Raw genomic sequence first — 12,394 nt, 5'->3', positions numbered from 1 at the left:
GAAATTATTTTAGTTTTTGGAAGTGATGTACGGAGCACAAGAGCAATGAAATTACCGATTTATCTGGATTACTCAGCAACGACGCCGGTTGACCCGCGCGTTGCTGAGAAGATGATGCAGTTTTTGACCCTGGACGGCACTTTCGGCAACCCGGCTTCCCGTTCCCACCGTTTCGGTTGGCAGGCGGAAGAGGCGGTAGACATCGCCCGTAACCAAATCGCCGAACTGGTGGGTGCTGACCCGCGCGAAATCGTCTTCACCTCCGGGGCGACCGAATCCGACAACCTGGCGATCAAAGGCGCTGCCAATTTCTACCAGAAAAAAGGCAAGCACATCATCACCAGCAAAACCGAACACAAAGCCGTGCTCGACACCTGCCGTCAGCTGGAGCGCGAAGGGTTTGAAGTGACCTACCTGGCGCCGCAGAGCAACGGCATCATCAGCCTGCAGGATCTCGAAGCCGCGATGCGCGATGACACCATTCTGGTCTCCATCATGCACGTCAACAACGAAATCGGCGTGGTGCAGGACATCGAAGCGATCGGCGAAATGTGCCGCGCGCGCGGTATCATCTACCACGTTGACGCCACCCAGAGCGTGGGCAAACTGCCTATCGATCTGAGCAAGCTGAAAGTCGACCTGATGTCGTTCTCCGGCCACAAAATCTATGGCCCGAAAGGCATCGGCGCGCTGTACGTGCGCCGCAAGCCGCGCATCCGCATCGAAGCGCAGGTACACGGCGGCGGTCACGAGCGCGGCATGCGTTCCGGCACCCTGCCTGTCCACCAGATCGTCGGCATGGGCGAAGCTTATCGCATCGCCAAAGAAGAGATGACCGAAGAGATGGCGCGTCTGCGCACTCTGCGTGACCGTCTGTGGAACGGCGTGAAAGATATGGAAGAAGTGTATCTGAACGGCGATCTGGAGCACGGCGCACCGAACATCCTGAACGTCAGCTTCAACTACGTTGAAGGCGAGTCGCTGATCATGGCGCTGAAAGACCTGGCCGTTTCTTCCGGTTCAGCCTGTACCTCCGCCAGCCTCGAGCCGTCCTACGTGCTGCGCGCGCTGGGCATGAGCGATGAATTGGCGCACAGCTCGATCCGTTTCTCCCTGGGGCGTTTCACCACGGAAGAAGAGATCGACTACACCATTCAACTGGTGCGTAAATCCATCGGCCGTCTGCGCGATCTGTCCCCGCTGTGGGAGATGTTCAAGCAGGGCGTGGACATCAACAGCATCGAATGGGCGCATCATTAATTCTCAGGTTTCAGGAGCAAGGTCATGGCTTACAGCGAAAAAGTAATCGATCATTATGAAAACCCGCGCAACGTGGGTTCTTTCGACAACGAAGATCCTACCGTCGGCAGTGGCATGGTAGGGGCGCCGGCTTGCGGCGACGTCATGAAGCTGCAAATCAAGGTTAACGATGAAGGCATCATCGAAGACGCGCGCTTTAAAACTTACGGCTGCGGTTCCGCCATCGCCTCCAGCTCGCTGGTGACCGAATGGATGAAAGGCAAGTCGCTCGATCAGGCTGAAGCGATCAAAAATACCCAGATCGCCGAAGAGCTGGAATTGCCGCCGGTCAAAATTCACTGCTCGATCCTGGCTGAAGACGCCATCAAAGCAGCGATTGCCGACTATAAGAGCAAGCATAGCGCCAAGTAATTTGTCTGAGTCGGCCCGGCCGCGCCGGGCTTTGATGTGAAGTGTGAGGTTGTGATGTCTATTACCATGAGCGACAGCGCTGCGCAGCGTGTTCAGGCGTTTTTGACGAACCGCGGCAAAGGTCTCGGCCTGCGTCTGGGAGTGCGAACTTCCGGCTGCTCCGGGATGGCGTACGTGCTGGAATTTGTTGACGAAGCCAACGATGACGACATCGTATTTGAAGACAAAGGCATCAAGGTGATCATCGACGGCAAGAGCCTGGTCTACCTTGACGGCACCGAGCTTGATTTCGTTAAGGAAGGCCTGAACGAAGGCTTCAAGTTCAACAACCCGAACGTCTCAAGCGAGTGCGGCTGCGGCGAGAGTTTCAACGTCTGACAGTCCATCGTGCTCCCCCGTTTCGGCGGGGGAACTTCATCCGCTAACGCCCAGAGCACGCTATGGATTACTTTACTTTATTCGGGCTGCCAGTTCGCTACACCGTGGACGGCAGCCTGCTTGCGTCCCGCTTCCAGGATCTGCAACGCCAATTCCACCCCGATCGTTTCGCCAACCAGCCGGAGCGCGAACGCCTGATGGCGTTGCAGCAGGCGGCGACCATCAACGAAGCCTACCAGGCGCTGAAGCACCCGTTAAAACGCGCGGAGTATATGCTATCTTTGCACGGCTTCGATCTGGGCAACGAACAGCATACGATGCGCGACACCGCGTTCCTGATGGAACAGCTGGAACTGCGCGAAGAGCTCGACGCCATTGAGCGCAAGCCGGAGGCGGAAAGCCTGCTGGCCGATTTCGGCGCGCGGCTGGCCGTCTCCATCAAACAGCGCAGCGCGCTGATGCTGCAGCAGTTGGACAGTGAGCAGTGGGCGGACGCCGCCGACACCGTGCGCAAGCTGCGCTTTTTGGACAAACTCCAGCAACAGGTTGAACAACTCGAAGAAAAACTGCTGGGTTTTGAGTAACACCTTCTGATTCTGATTGTGGAAGCTTCAACATGGCCTTATTACAAATTAGTGAGCCTGGCCTCAGCGCCGCGCCGCACCAGCGACGCTTGGCCGCCGGCATCGACTTAGGCACCACCAACTCGTTGGTCGCCACGGTGCGCAGCGGGCAGGCGGAAACGCTGGCCGACGAACAGGGGCGCCATTTGCTGCCTTCGGTGGTGCATTATCAGGCGGACGCGCAGCGCGTCGGCTGGGAGGCGCGCCAACAGGCGGCGCAGGATCCGGCCAATACCGTCAGCTCCATCAAACGCATGATGGGCCGCTCGTTGGCGGACGTGCAGCAACGTTACCCGAACCTGCCGTATCAATTTCAGGCCAGCGACAACGGCCTGCCGCTGATCGTCACCGCCGCCGGCCCGGTTAATCCGGTCGGCGTTTCCGCCGATATCCTGCGGGCCCTGTCCGCGCGCGCGCAAGCGGCGCTGGAAGGCGAGCTGGATGGCGTGGTGATCACCGTTCCCGCCTACTTCGACGACGCGCAGCGTCAGGGCACCAAAGACGCAGCGCGTCTGGCCGGCTTGCACGTTCTGCGCCTGTTGAACGAACCGACCGCGGCGGCGATCGCCTACGGGCTGGATTCCGGCCAGGAAGGGGTGATCGCGGTTTACGATCTGGGCGGCGGCACCTTTGATATCTCCATTCTGCGCCTCAGCCGCGGCGTGTTCGAAGTGCTGGCGACCGGCGGCGATTCCGCGCTGGGCGGCGACGACTTCGATCATCTGTTGGCCGACTGGCTGCGCGAGCAGGCCGGCGTGGCCGATCGCAGCGACCACGGCGTGCAGCGTCAACTGCTGGATGCCGCCATCGCCGCCAAAATCGCGTTGAGCGATGCCGACAGCGTGCGCGTCGAGGTGGCCGGCTGGCAGGGCGAGGTGTCTCGCGCCCAGTTTGAAGCGCTGATCGCCCCGTTGGTGAAACGCACGCTGATGGCCTGCCGCCGGGCGCTGAAAGACGCCGGCGTCGCCGCCGACGAGGTGCTGGAAGTGGTGATGGTCGGCGGTTCCACCCGCGTGCCGTTGGTGCGTGAGCAAGTGGGCGCCTTCTTCGGCCGCACGCCGCTGACGGCGATCGATCCGGATAAAGTGGTCGCCATCGGCGCCGCGATCCAGGCCGACATCCTGGTGGGCAACAAACCGGACAGCGACATGCTGCTGCTGGATGTGATCCCGCTGTCGCTGGGCCTCGAAACCATGGGCGGCCTGGTGGAGAAAGTGATCCCGCGCAACACCACCATTCCGGTGGCGCGCGCGCAGGAGTTCACCACCTTTAAAGATGGCCAGAGCGCGATGATGATCCACGTGCTGCAGGGCGAGCGCGAGCTGGTGCAGGATTGCCGTTCGCTGGCGCGCTTCACGCTGCGCGGCCTGCCGCCATTGCCTGCCGGGGGCGCGCACATTCGCGTCACCTTCCAGGTGGATGCCGACGGCCTGCTGAGCGTCACCGCGATGGAGAAATCCACCGGTGTGGAAGCCTCGATCCAGGTCAAGCCGTCGTATGGCCTGTCGGACAGTGAAATCGCCGGCATGATCAAGGATTCGATGGCCAATGCGCAAAGCGACGTAGGCGCGCGCAAGCTGGCGGAGCAACGCGTGGAAGCCGCGCGGGTTCTGGAAAGCCTGCAGGGCGCGCTGGCCACCGACGCCGCGCTGCTGAGCGAGGCGGAAAGCCAGGCGATCGCCGCCGCGACCCAGGCGTTGCAGCAGGCGGCGCAGGGTGAAGATCCCGCCGCTATCGAAGACGCCATCAAAACATTAGATGCACAAACGCAAGATTTTGCCGCGCGCCGCATGGACGCTTCCATTCGCCGCGCGCTGGCTGGCCATTCTGTGGATGAGGTTTAACCATGCCTAAAATTGTTTTCCTGCCCCATCAAGATCTTTGCCCGGAAGGGGCGGTTCTGGAAGCCGAAAAAGGGGAGTCGATCCTCAACGTTGCGCTGCGCAACGGCATTGAAATCGAGCACGCCTGCGAGAAATCCTGCGCCTGCACCACCTGTCACTGCATCGTGCGTGAAGGCTTCGATTCGCTGGAAGAGAGCAGCGAGCTGGAAGACGACATGCTGGACAAAGCCTGGGGGCTGGAGCCGGAAAGCCGTCTGAGCTGCCAGGCGCTGGTCGCCGACGAAGATCTGGTGGTCGAAATGCCGCGCTACACCGTCAACCACGCGCGTGAGCATTAATTGTTAGCCGCAGCGTCAACCCGGAGATCATAATGGGACTGAAGTGGACCGACAGCCGTGAAATCGGCGAAGCCCTGTACGACCAATACCCGGATACCGATCCGAAAACCGTGCGTTTTACCGACATGCATCAGTGGATCTGCGATCTGGAAGAGTTCGATGACGATCCGCAGGCTTCCAACGAAAAAATACTGGAAGCGATCCTGCTGGTCTGGTTAGATGAAGCGGAGTAAATAGCGTAACGGGCTGCCATGGGCGGCCCGTTTATTTTGTATCCGACAAGATTAATAAAAGAATAATCCGGAGTAAGAAGGCTATGACAACAGAATTCATGCAGGTCACGCTGTCGCAACAACCTGCCGACGCCCGCTGGGGCGAGAAAGCGCTGCTGAGCACCAACGGCGAAGGGATGACCATTCACCTGACCGGCGCCGACAAGCTGGGCACGATCCAGCGCGCGGGCCGCAAAATTGATGGCCAGGGCATCAAAAACGTCAAGCTGGCCGGCGACGGTTGGGATTTGGAAAACAGCTGGGCGTTCTGGCAAGGCTATCGCGGGCCGAAAGGGCAGCGCAACGTCGAATGGGCCGAGCTGCCGGAAGCCGCGCGTCAGGAACTGGATAAGCGCCTGAAGATCGTCGACTGGGTGCGCGACACCATCAACATGCCGGCGGAAGAGCTGGGGCCGGAGCAATTGGCGACCCGCGCCGTCGATCTGATGTGCGACGTCGGCTGCGATGCCGTCAGCTACCGCATCACCAAGGGCGAAGATCTGCGCGAGCAGAACTATGCCGGCATCCACACCGTCGGCCGCGGCTCCGAGCGCCCGCCGGTGCTGCTGGCGTTGGACTTCAACCCGACCGGCAACCCGGACGCGCCGGTGTTCGCATGCCTGGTCGGCAAGGGCATCACCTTCGACAGCGGCGGCTACAGCCTGAAGCAGAGCGCCTTTATGGATTCGATGAAATCCGACATGGGCGGCGCGGCCACTATCACCGGCGCGCTGGCGCTGGCGGCGGCGCGCGGCCTGAAGCAGCGCGTGAAGCTGTACCTGTGCTGCGCCGACAACATGGTCAGCGGCAACGCCTTCAAACTGGGTGACATCATTCGCTACCGCAACGGCAAAACCGTTGAGGTGATGAACACCGATGCGGAAGGGCGCCTGGTGCTGGCCGACGGCCTGATCGACGCTTCTGAGCAGAACCCGCAGCTGATTATCGACTGCGCCACCCTGACCGGCGCGGCGAAAACGGCGGTAGGCAACGACTACCACGCGCTGTTCAGCTTCGACGATGCGCTGGCGCAGGAACTGCTGAGCAGCGCCGCCGCCGAGCACGAGCCGTTCTGGCGTCTGCCGCTGGCCGAGTTCCACCGCAGCCAGCTGCCGTCCAACTTCGCCGAGCTGAACAACGTGGCCGGCCCGGCCTATACCGCCGGCGCCAGCACCGCGGCGGCCTTCCTGTCGCACTTCGTCAAGAATTACCAACAGGGCTGGCTGCACATCGACTGCTCCGCCACCTACCGCAAAGGCGCGGTGGATCAGTGGTCGGCCGGCGCGACCGGTTTGGGCGTGCGCACCCTGGCCAATCTGTTGCTGAGCAAAGCCAAATAATTGAACGCCCGCCGCGTCGGGCGCTAGAATGCGCATTATCTTCGGGGCCCAGCATGCTGGGCCTCGCTATTTGATCTTGGAGTTTGCCATGAGTGCCCATCATCACGATGCCGCCCCGAGCGAGAACGAACTTGAACGCCTGCTGAAGCTGGCGGTGACGGAGCCGGCCCACCGCCCGGCGTTCTTCCGTGAACTGCTCGAGGCCACGGTGCTGATCCTCGGCGACAGCGAGCAGGTGCAGCAGGACGGCGACATCACGCTGAATGCGGATACGCCGGTCAATATCCAGCATTGGGAAAAACAGGACGGCGGCAGCATTATTCCGTTCTTCACCTCGCTGGAAGCGCTGCAGAAGGCCGTTGAGGATGAACAGCCGTTCATCGCCATGCCGGCGCGGGTGCTGTTTGAAATCACCCAGGGCGCGGATCTGTTCCTCAACCCGAAGGCGGAATACGGCAAAGAGTTCTACCCGGAAGAGGTGGCGATGCTGCTGGCGACCGGCGGCGTTGTCAAACCGGTGGAGCATTACGTCGACAAAGAGACCCAAATCCTGCTGGGGCAGCCCGAAGAGTATCCGTCGGCGATGGTGGATGCGCTGACCACGCTGTTCAGCCAGCGCAAGCCGGTGCGCCGCGCGTTTCTGGCGCTGATGCACGACCAGGCGGCGGACGAGAAGCCGAATCTGCTGATCGGGCTGGAAGTGGATGCCGAGCCGGCGGAGATCGAGGCGTTGATCAACGAGGCCGGCAGCGTCGCCAGCGAAACGGCGCCGAATGACGAACCGGTGGATTTCTGCCTGGTATCGGAGAAAGAGCGGGGCATCAGCCACTACCTGATCGCCCATACGCAGCCGTTTTATCAGCGCCGCTGGGGCAGTTGGCTGCGCAATGTGATCCCGTCTACCGACAAGACCCAATAACGTCGGCGTGCCGCTGAAAGTGGCGAATGAAGATCATATTTTTTTAATGAAATGTTGATTTTCCCGTAGGCAAGCGTTAACGGCGCACATATAATCTGCGCCACTTGAGAAGGCCGGCAACATTGCAGACCGGCCTGTTTTGGAAGTCATACAGAGGCCATCATGACCGTAGAACGTACCTTTTCCATCGTTAAACCAAACGCTGTAGCCAACAACGACATCGGCGCTATCTACGCGCGTTTCGAGCGCGCCGGTTTCAAAATCATCGCCGCTAAAATGCTGCGTCTGACTCGCGAGCAAGCTGAAGGCTTCTACGCTGAGCACAAAGGCCGCCCATTCTTCGACGGTCTGGTTGAGTTCATGACCTCCGGCCCAATCATGGTGCAGGTTCTGGAATCTGAAAACGCCGTGCAGCGCAACCGCGACATCATGGGCGCAACCAACCCGGACAACGCACTGGCCGGCACCCTGCGCGCCGACTACGCGGACAGCTTCACCGCTAACGCCGTTCACGGTTCCGACTCCGTTGAATCCGCACAGCGTGAAATCGCTTACTTCTTCAACGAAAGCGAAATCTGCGCACGTTAATCGTGCCGTTGCTGATAACTAGGGATTCACCGGCTGAAACAATAAAAATGCCCTGAATGCCTTTCAGCCATAGAAACCCGCTACTAAAATTTGTACAATGCCGCGCCCCTGATAAGACGACTTGTCAGGGGCGTGTTTTTAGTGCCGCCACCCGAATCATGCGGGCTGAAATGCACAACTTACTTTCCATTCTTTAGCGCCATAACGTGTAATAACGAGGCCAGAGATCATTATGTTAGAACCCATCACGTCCGAGCACACCGTGTCTGAAAATAATTCGCTGACTACCCCCTCCGTTAACGTGGAGCAACCGGCTGCGGCCAAAATCAACCTGCTGGACCTGAACCGCCAGCAAATGCGCGAGTTCTTCGCCGAAATGGGCGAAAAACCGTTCCGCGCCGATCAGGTGATGAAGTGGATTTACCACTACTGCTGCGACGATTTTGAGCAGATGACCGACATCAACAAAGTCCTGCGCGGCAAGCTGCAGCGCGTGGCGGAAATCCGCGCGCCGGAAGTGGCGGAAGAACAGCGTTCGGCCGACGGCACCATCAAGTGGGCGATCAAGGTGGGCGATCAGCAGGTCGAAACCGTGTATATCCCGGAAGCCGACCGCGCGACGCTGTGCGTCTCCTCGCAGGTAGGCTGCGCGCTGGAGTGCAAATTCTGTTCGACGGCGCAGCAGGGCTTCAACCGCAACCTGCGCGTGTCGGAAATCATCGGCCAGGTGTGGCGCGCGGCGAAGATCATCGGCGCGCTGAAGGTGACCGGCCAACGCCCGATCACCAACGTGGTGATGATGGGCATGGGCGAGCCGCTGCTCAACCTGAACAACGTGGTGCCGGCGATGGAAATCATGCTGGACGATTTCGGCTTTGGCCTGTCCAAACGCCGCGTGACCCTGTCTACCTCCGGCGTGGTGCCGGCGCTGGACAAGCTGGGCGACATGATCGACGTGGCGCTGGCCATTTCGCTGCACGCGCCGAACGACACCATCCGCGATGAGATCGTGCCGATCAACCGCAAGTACAACATCGAGACCTTCCTGTCCGCGGTGCGTCGCTACCTGGAGAAATCCAACGCCAACCAGGGCCGCGTCACCGTCGAGTACGTGATGCTGGATCATATCAACGACAGCACCGACGACGCGCATCAGCTGGCGGAAGTGCTGAAAGACACGCCGTGCAAGATCAACCTGATCCCATGGAACCCGTTCCCGGGCGCTCCGTACGGCCGCAGCTCCAACAGCCGGGTGGATCGTTTCTCCAAGGTGTTGATGGAATACGGCTTTACGACTATTGTTCGTAAAACCCGTGGTGACGATATCGACGCCGCCTGCGGGCAACTGGCGGGTGAAGTGATCGACCGTACCAAGCGTACCCTGAAGAAGAAAATGGCCGGGGAACCTATCAACGTACGGGCGGTCTGAATCCTATAGCACCATTTTTTGTTATCTAACAGCCTGTTATGCGAAAGCGTGTCGCTGGCGGGCGTTAGCTGACGGCCGATAAGGAAATGAATGCGGGCATGAAGCTGAAACTGTGGGGTATGTGGCTGGCGGCCGGGTTGTTGGCCGGGTGTTCCGGTTCAGCGCCGGAAAAGGAAGCACAGGTCTCTGAGGCGGGCCAGACGCGCCTGCAGCTGGGCCTGGAGTACCTGCAGCAAGGCGACATGGACGCGGCGCGCCAGAACCTGGAGAAGGCGCTGGACGCGGCCCCGCAGGATTATCGCACGCAGTTGGGCATGGCGCTCTACGCGCAGCGCAGCGGTGAAAACGCCGAGGCCGAACAGCGTTATCGGCAAGCGCTCAAACTTGCGCCGGGCAATGGCACCGTACTGAATAATTACGGTGCGTTTCTTTGCGGTTTAGGGCAGTATGTACCGGCGCAACAGCAGTTTAGCGCTGCGGCGCTGGCGCCCGATTATGGCCAGGTCGCCGACAGCCTGGAAAACGCAGGTTACTGTTTTCTCAAGGCCGGACAAAACGACGAAGCGCGCACGCTGTTGAGCCGCGCGCTAAAAGTCGATCCGGACAAAGGCGCTCCGCTGCTGGCGGAGGCCGAAAAGCAATTTGGAGAAGGGAAGCGCGCCCAGTCGCAACTTTTATTGGATGTTTATCAGCATGTTCTGCCGGCCAGCGCCAGCAGCTTATGGTTACAGATTCGTTTCGCCGCGTTAGCCGGCCGCCAGGATAGCGTTCAACGCTATGGCAAGCAGCTAGCGCGAAGTTTTCCACAATCCAAACAGTACCAGCAGTTCTTAGCTAATGAATACTGAAGCCTCCCAAGATAAAACCGTATCCATGACGACGGGCCAGCGCCTGCGTCAGGCCCGTGAGCAACTCGGGCTGAGCCAACAGACCGTTGCAGAACGCCTGTGTCTCAAAATGTCCACCGTGCGCGATATCGAGGAAGACAGCGTGTCCGCTGACCTCGCGTCCACCTTCGTGCGCGGCTACATCCGTTCCTACGCCAAGCTGGTGCATCTGCCGGAAGACGAACTGCTGCCGATGTTGGCCAAGCAGGCGCCGTTGAAGATGGCGAAAGTGGCGCCGATGCAAAGTTTCTCGCTGGGCAAGCGTCGCAAGAAACGCGACGGCTGGCTGATGAGCTTCACCTGGCTTATCGTGTTCGTGGTGATCGGCCTGACCGGCGCCTGGTGGTGGCAAAACCACAAGGCGCAGCAGGAAGAGATCGCCACCATGGCCGATCAATCCTCGGCGCAGCTTTCACAGAATAACGAAGGGCAGTCCGTGCCGCTGACCGACGGCAATGCCGACGCCGGCACCAACGTGCCGTTGACCGACAACAGCGCCGCGCCGGCCGATACCGGCGCAGCGGCTCAGGCGCCGGCGGCGACCGCCCAGGCGCCGAGCGCGGCTCAGCAGCAGCCTGCCGTGGTGTCGCCAAGCCAGACCACCCTGCCGGAAACCGCGCCGGCGGCGCAAGCGCCGTTGCCGACCGCCGATGCGGGCGTGGCTGCGCCGGCGGCCGATCCGAACGCGCTGGTGATGGATTTCTCCGCCGACTGCTGGCTGCAGGTGACTGACGCGAGCGGTAAAACGCTGTTCAGCGGCACCCAGAAGCAAGGCGGCAAGCTGAACCTGACCGGCACTGCGCCGTATAAACTGACCATCGGCGCGCCGGCGGCAGTTCAGATCCAGTATCAGGGTAAACCGGTTGATTTAAGCCGGTTCGTTAAGTCAAACCGTGTTGCTCGCCTGACCGTCGCCGCGCAGTAATCGCGCGGCACCGGTCGTGATGTCAGAGCAGCAATGGAGAGTAAGTAATGCATAACCAAGCGCCCATCAACCGTCGAAAATCTACACGCATTTACGTCGGCAAGGTGCCTATTGGTGATGGCGCGCCGATTGCCGTGCAGTCGATGACCAACACCCGTACCACCGATGTTGAAGCAACGGTTAATCAGATCAAAGCGCTGGAGCGCGTGGGCGTCGACATCGTCCGCGTTTCGGTTCCAACCATGGACGCCGCCGAGGCGTTCAAACTGATCAAGCAGCAGGTCAACGTGCCGCTGGTCGCCGATATCCACTTCGATTATCGCATCGCACTGCAGGTGGCCGAATATGGCGTAGACTGCCTGCGCATCAACCCGGGCAACATCGGCAACGAATCGCGCATTCGCTCGGTGGTGGACTGCGCCCGTGACAAGAACATCCCGATTCGCATCGGCGTCAACGGCGGCTCGCTGGAAAAGGACCTGCAGGAAAAGTACGGCGAACCTACGCCGGAAGCGCTGCTGGAATCCGCCATGCGCCACGTGGACATCCTCGATCGCCTCAACTTCGACCAGTTTAAGGTCAGCGTCAAGGCGTCGGACGTGTTCCTGGCGGTGCAATCCTACCGCTTGCTGGCGTCGCGCATCGATCAGCCGCTGCACCTGGGCATCACCGAAGCCGGCGGCGCGCGCAGCGGGTCGGTCAAATCGGCCATCGGCCTGGGTATGCTGCTGTCTGAAGGCATCGGCGATACCCTGCGCATCTCGCTGGCGGCGGATCCGGTCGAAGAGGTGAAGGTCGGTTTCGACATCCTGAAGTCGCTGCGCATCCGCGCGCGCGGCATCAACTTCATCGCCTGCCCGACCTGCTCGCGTCAGGAGTTCGACGTGATCGGCACGGTGAACGCGCTGGAGCAGCGCCTGGAAGACATCATCACGCCGATGGACGTTTCGATCATCGGCTGCGTGGTGAACGGCCCGGGCGAAGCGCTGGTGTCCACCATGGGCGTAACCGGCGGCCACAAGAAGAGCGGCTTCTATGAAGACGGCGTGCGCCAGAAAGAGCGTTTCGACAACGAACAGATGATCGACCAGCTGGAAGCGAAAATTCGCGCCAAGGCCGCGATGATGGACGAAAGCAAACGCATCACGGTCAACCTGCTGGAAAAATAAGCGTTATCGCT

The 12,394-nt window shown here is 60.4% G+C and carries 14 protein-coding genes; all 14 read left to right on the top strand.

The features are described from left to right. Positions 1-45 precede the first annotated feature (45 nt). The 14 genes from iscS (at position 46) to ispG (ending at position 12,383) form a co-directional block, all read left to right on the top strand. Positions 46-1,260: a cysteine desulfurase gene (gene iscS / locus ACJ8OK_RS16135; protein ID WP_015378780.1), complete on the top strand. Its 1,215-nt coding sequence runs from the start codon at positions 46-48 to the stop codon at positions 1,258-1,260. Between the two features lie 24 nt (positions 1,261-1,284). Continuing rightward, positions 1,285-1,671 carry a Fe-S cluster assembly scaffold IscU gene (gene iscU / locus ACJ8OK_RS16130; RefSeq protein ID WP_004941408.1) on the top strand — a complete coding sequence of 129 codons (387 nt, stop codon included), beginning with the start codon at positions 1,285-1,287 and terminating at the stop codon, positions 1,669-1,671. Between the two features lie 54 nt (positions 1,672-1,725). Continuing rightward, on the top strand, positions 1,726-2,049 hold the full coding sequence (gene iscA / locus ACJ8OK_RS16125; protein WP_004941410.1) for an iron-sulfur cluster assembly protein IscA: 324 nt from the start codon (positions 1,726-1,728) through the stop codon (positions 2,047-2,049). A gap of 62 nt (positions 2,050-2,111) precedes the next feature. Continuing rightward, positions 2,112-2,633, top strand: coding sequence for a co-chaperone HscB (gene hscB, locus ACJ8OK_RS16120; RefSeq protein ID WP_004941412.1), 522 nt, complete (start codon positions 2,112-2,114; stop codon positions 2,631-2,633). Between the two features lie 32 nt (positions 2,634-2,665). Continuing rightward, positions 2,666-4,516 carry a Fe-S protein assembly chaperone HscA gene (gene hscA / locus ACJ8OK_RS16115; RefSeq protein ID WP_082997539.1) on the top strand — a complete coding sequence of 617 codons (1,851 nt, stop codon included), beginning with the start codon at positions 2,666-2,668 and terminating at the stop codon, positions 4,514-4,516. A gap of 2 nt (positions 4,517-4,518) precedes the next feature. Further along, complete coding sequence (gene fdx / locus ACJ8OK_RS16110; RefSeq protein ID WP_004941417.1) at positions 4,519-4,854, top strand: ISC system 2Fe-2S type ferredoxin; 336 nt, start codon at positions 4,519-4,521, stop codon at positions 4,852-4,854. Between the two features lie 32 nt (positions 4,855-4,886). Further along, positions 4,887-5,087 carry a Fe-S cluster assembly protein IscX gene (iscX, locus tag ACJ8OK_RS16105; protein WP_006327336.1) on the top strand — a complete coding sequence of 67 codons (201 nt, stop codon included), beginning with the start codon at positions 4,887-4,889 and terminating at the stop codon, positions 5,085-5,087. A gap of 83 nt (positions 5,088-5,170) precedes the next feature. Beyond that, positions 5,171-6,466, top strand: coding sequence for an aminopeptidase PepB (gene pepB, locus ACJ8OK_RS16100; RefSeq protein WP_213929513.1), 1,296 nt, complete (start codon positions 5,171-5,173; stop codon positions 6,464-6,466). A gap of 88 nt (positions 6,467-6,554) precedes the next feature. After that, positions 6,555-7,385 carry an enhanced serine sensitivity protein SseB gene (gene sseB / locus ACJ8OK_RS16095; protein WP_015378777.1) on the top strand — a complete coding sequence of 277 codons (831 nt, stop codon included), beginning with the start codon at positions 6,555-6,557 and terminating at the stop codon, positions 7,383-7,385. Between the two features lie 162 nt (positions 7,386-7,547). Next, positions 7,548-7,973, top strand: coding sequence for a nucleoside-diphosphate kinase (ndk, locus tag ACJ8OK_RS16090; protein ID WP_004941424.1), 426 nt, complete (start codon positions 7,548-7,550; stop codon positions 7,971-7,973). 232 nt (positions 7,974-8,205) lie between these two features. Then, positions 8,206-9,402: a bifunctional tRNA (adenosine(37)-C2)-methyltransferase TrmG/ribosomal RNA large subunit methyltransferase RlmN gene (locus tag ACJ8OK_RS16085; protein WP_004941426.1), complete on the top strand. Its 1,197-nt coding sequence runs from the start codon at positions 8,206-8,208 to the stop codon at positions 9,400-9,402. A gap of 98 nt (positions 9,403-9,500) precedes the next feature. Continuing rightward, complete coding sequence (pilW, locus tag ACJ8OK_RS16080) at positions 9,501-10,250, top strand: type IV pilus biogenesis/stability protein PilW (RefSeq protein WP_015378776.1); 750 nt, start codon at positions 9,501-9,503, stop codon at positions 10,248-10,250. After that, positions 10,240-11,214 carry a cytoskeleton protein RodZ gene (rodZ, locus tag ACJ8OK_RS16075; protein ID WP_004941432.1) on the top strand — a complete coding sequence of 325 codons (975 nt, stop codon included), beginning with the start codon at positions 10,240-10,242 and terminating at the stop codon, positions 11,212-11,214. Before pilW ends, rodZ begins: the two co-directional genes overlap by 11 nt. A gap of 47 nt (positions 11,215-11,261) precedes the next feature. Next, complete coding sequence (gene ispG / locus ACJ8OK_RS16070) at positions 11,262-12,383, top strand: flavodoxin-dependent (E)-4-hydroxy-3-methylbut-2-enyl-diphosphate synthase (RefSeq protein ID WP_004941434.1); 1,122 nt, start codon at positions 11,262-11,264, stop codon at positions 12,381-12,383. The last annotated feature ends 11 nt before the right edge of the window (positions 12,384-12,394 follow it).

The sequence above is a fragment of the Serratia sp. CY71090 genome (genome assembly GCF_052166845.1).
Lineage (GTDB): Bacteria > Pseudomonadota > Gammaproteobacteria > Enterobacterales > Enterobacteriaceae > Serratia > Serratia nematodiphila.
This window is presented reverse-complemented; position numbering and strand designations above follow the sequence as displayed.

Coding starts and splice junctions, on each gene's coding strand:
- iscS (WP_015378780.1), top strand. CDS start 46: ATGAAATTACCGATTTATCTGGATTACTCAGCAACGACGCCGGTTGAC.
- iscU (WP_004941408.1), top strand. CDS start 1,285: ATGGCTTACAGCGAAAAAGTAATCGATCATTATGAAAACCCGCGCAAC.
- iscA (WP_004941410.1), top strand. CDS start 1,726: ATGTCTATTACCATGAGCGACAGCGCTGCGCAGCGTGTTCAGGCGTTT.
- hscB (WP_004941412.1), top strand. CDS start 2,112: ATGGATTACTTTACTTTATTCGGGCTGCCAGTTCGCTACACCGTGGAC.
- hscA (WP_082997539.1), top strand. CDS start 2,666: ATGGCCTTATTACAAATTAGTGAGCCTGGCCTCAGCGCCGCGCCGCAC.
- fdx (WP_004941417.1), top strand. CDS start 4,519: ATGCCTAAAATTGTTTTCCTGCCCCATCAAGATCTTTGCCCGGAAGGG.
- iscX (WP_006327336.1), top strand. CDS start 4,887: ATGGGACTGAAGTGGACCGACAGCCGTGAAATCGGCGAAGCCCTGTAC.
- pepB (WP_213929513.1), top strand. CDS start 5,171: ATGACAACAGAATTCATGCAGGTCACGCTGTCGCAACAACCTGCCGAC.
- sseB (WP_015378777.1), top strand. CDS start 6,555: ATGAGTGCCCATCATCACGATGCCGCCCCGAGCGAGAACGAACTTGAA.
- ndk (WP_004941424.1), top strand. CDS start 7,548: ATGACCGTAGAACGTACCTTTTCCATCGTTAAACCAAACGCTGTAGCC.
- ACJ8OK_RS16085 (WP_004941426.1), top strand. CDS start 8,206: ATGTTAGAACCCATCACGTCCGAGCACACCGTGTCTGAAAATAATTCG.
- pilW (WP_015378776.1), top strand. CDS start 9,501: ATGAAGCTGAAACTGTGGGGTATGTGGCTGGCGGCCGGGTTGTTGGCC.
- rodZ (WP_004941432.1), top strand. CDS start 10,240: ATGAATACTGAAGCCTCCCAAGATAAAACCGTATCCATGACGACGGGC.
- ispG (WP_004941434.1), top strand. CDS start 11,262: ATGCATAACCAAGCGCCCATCAACCGTCGAAAATCTACACGCATTTAC.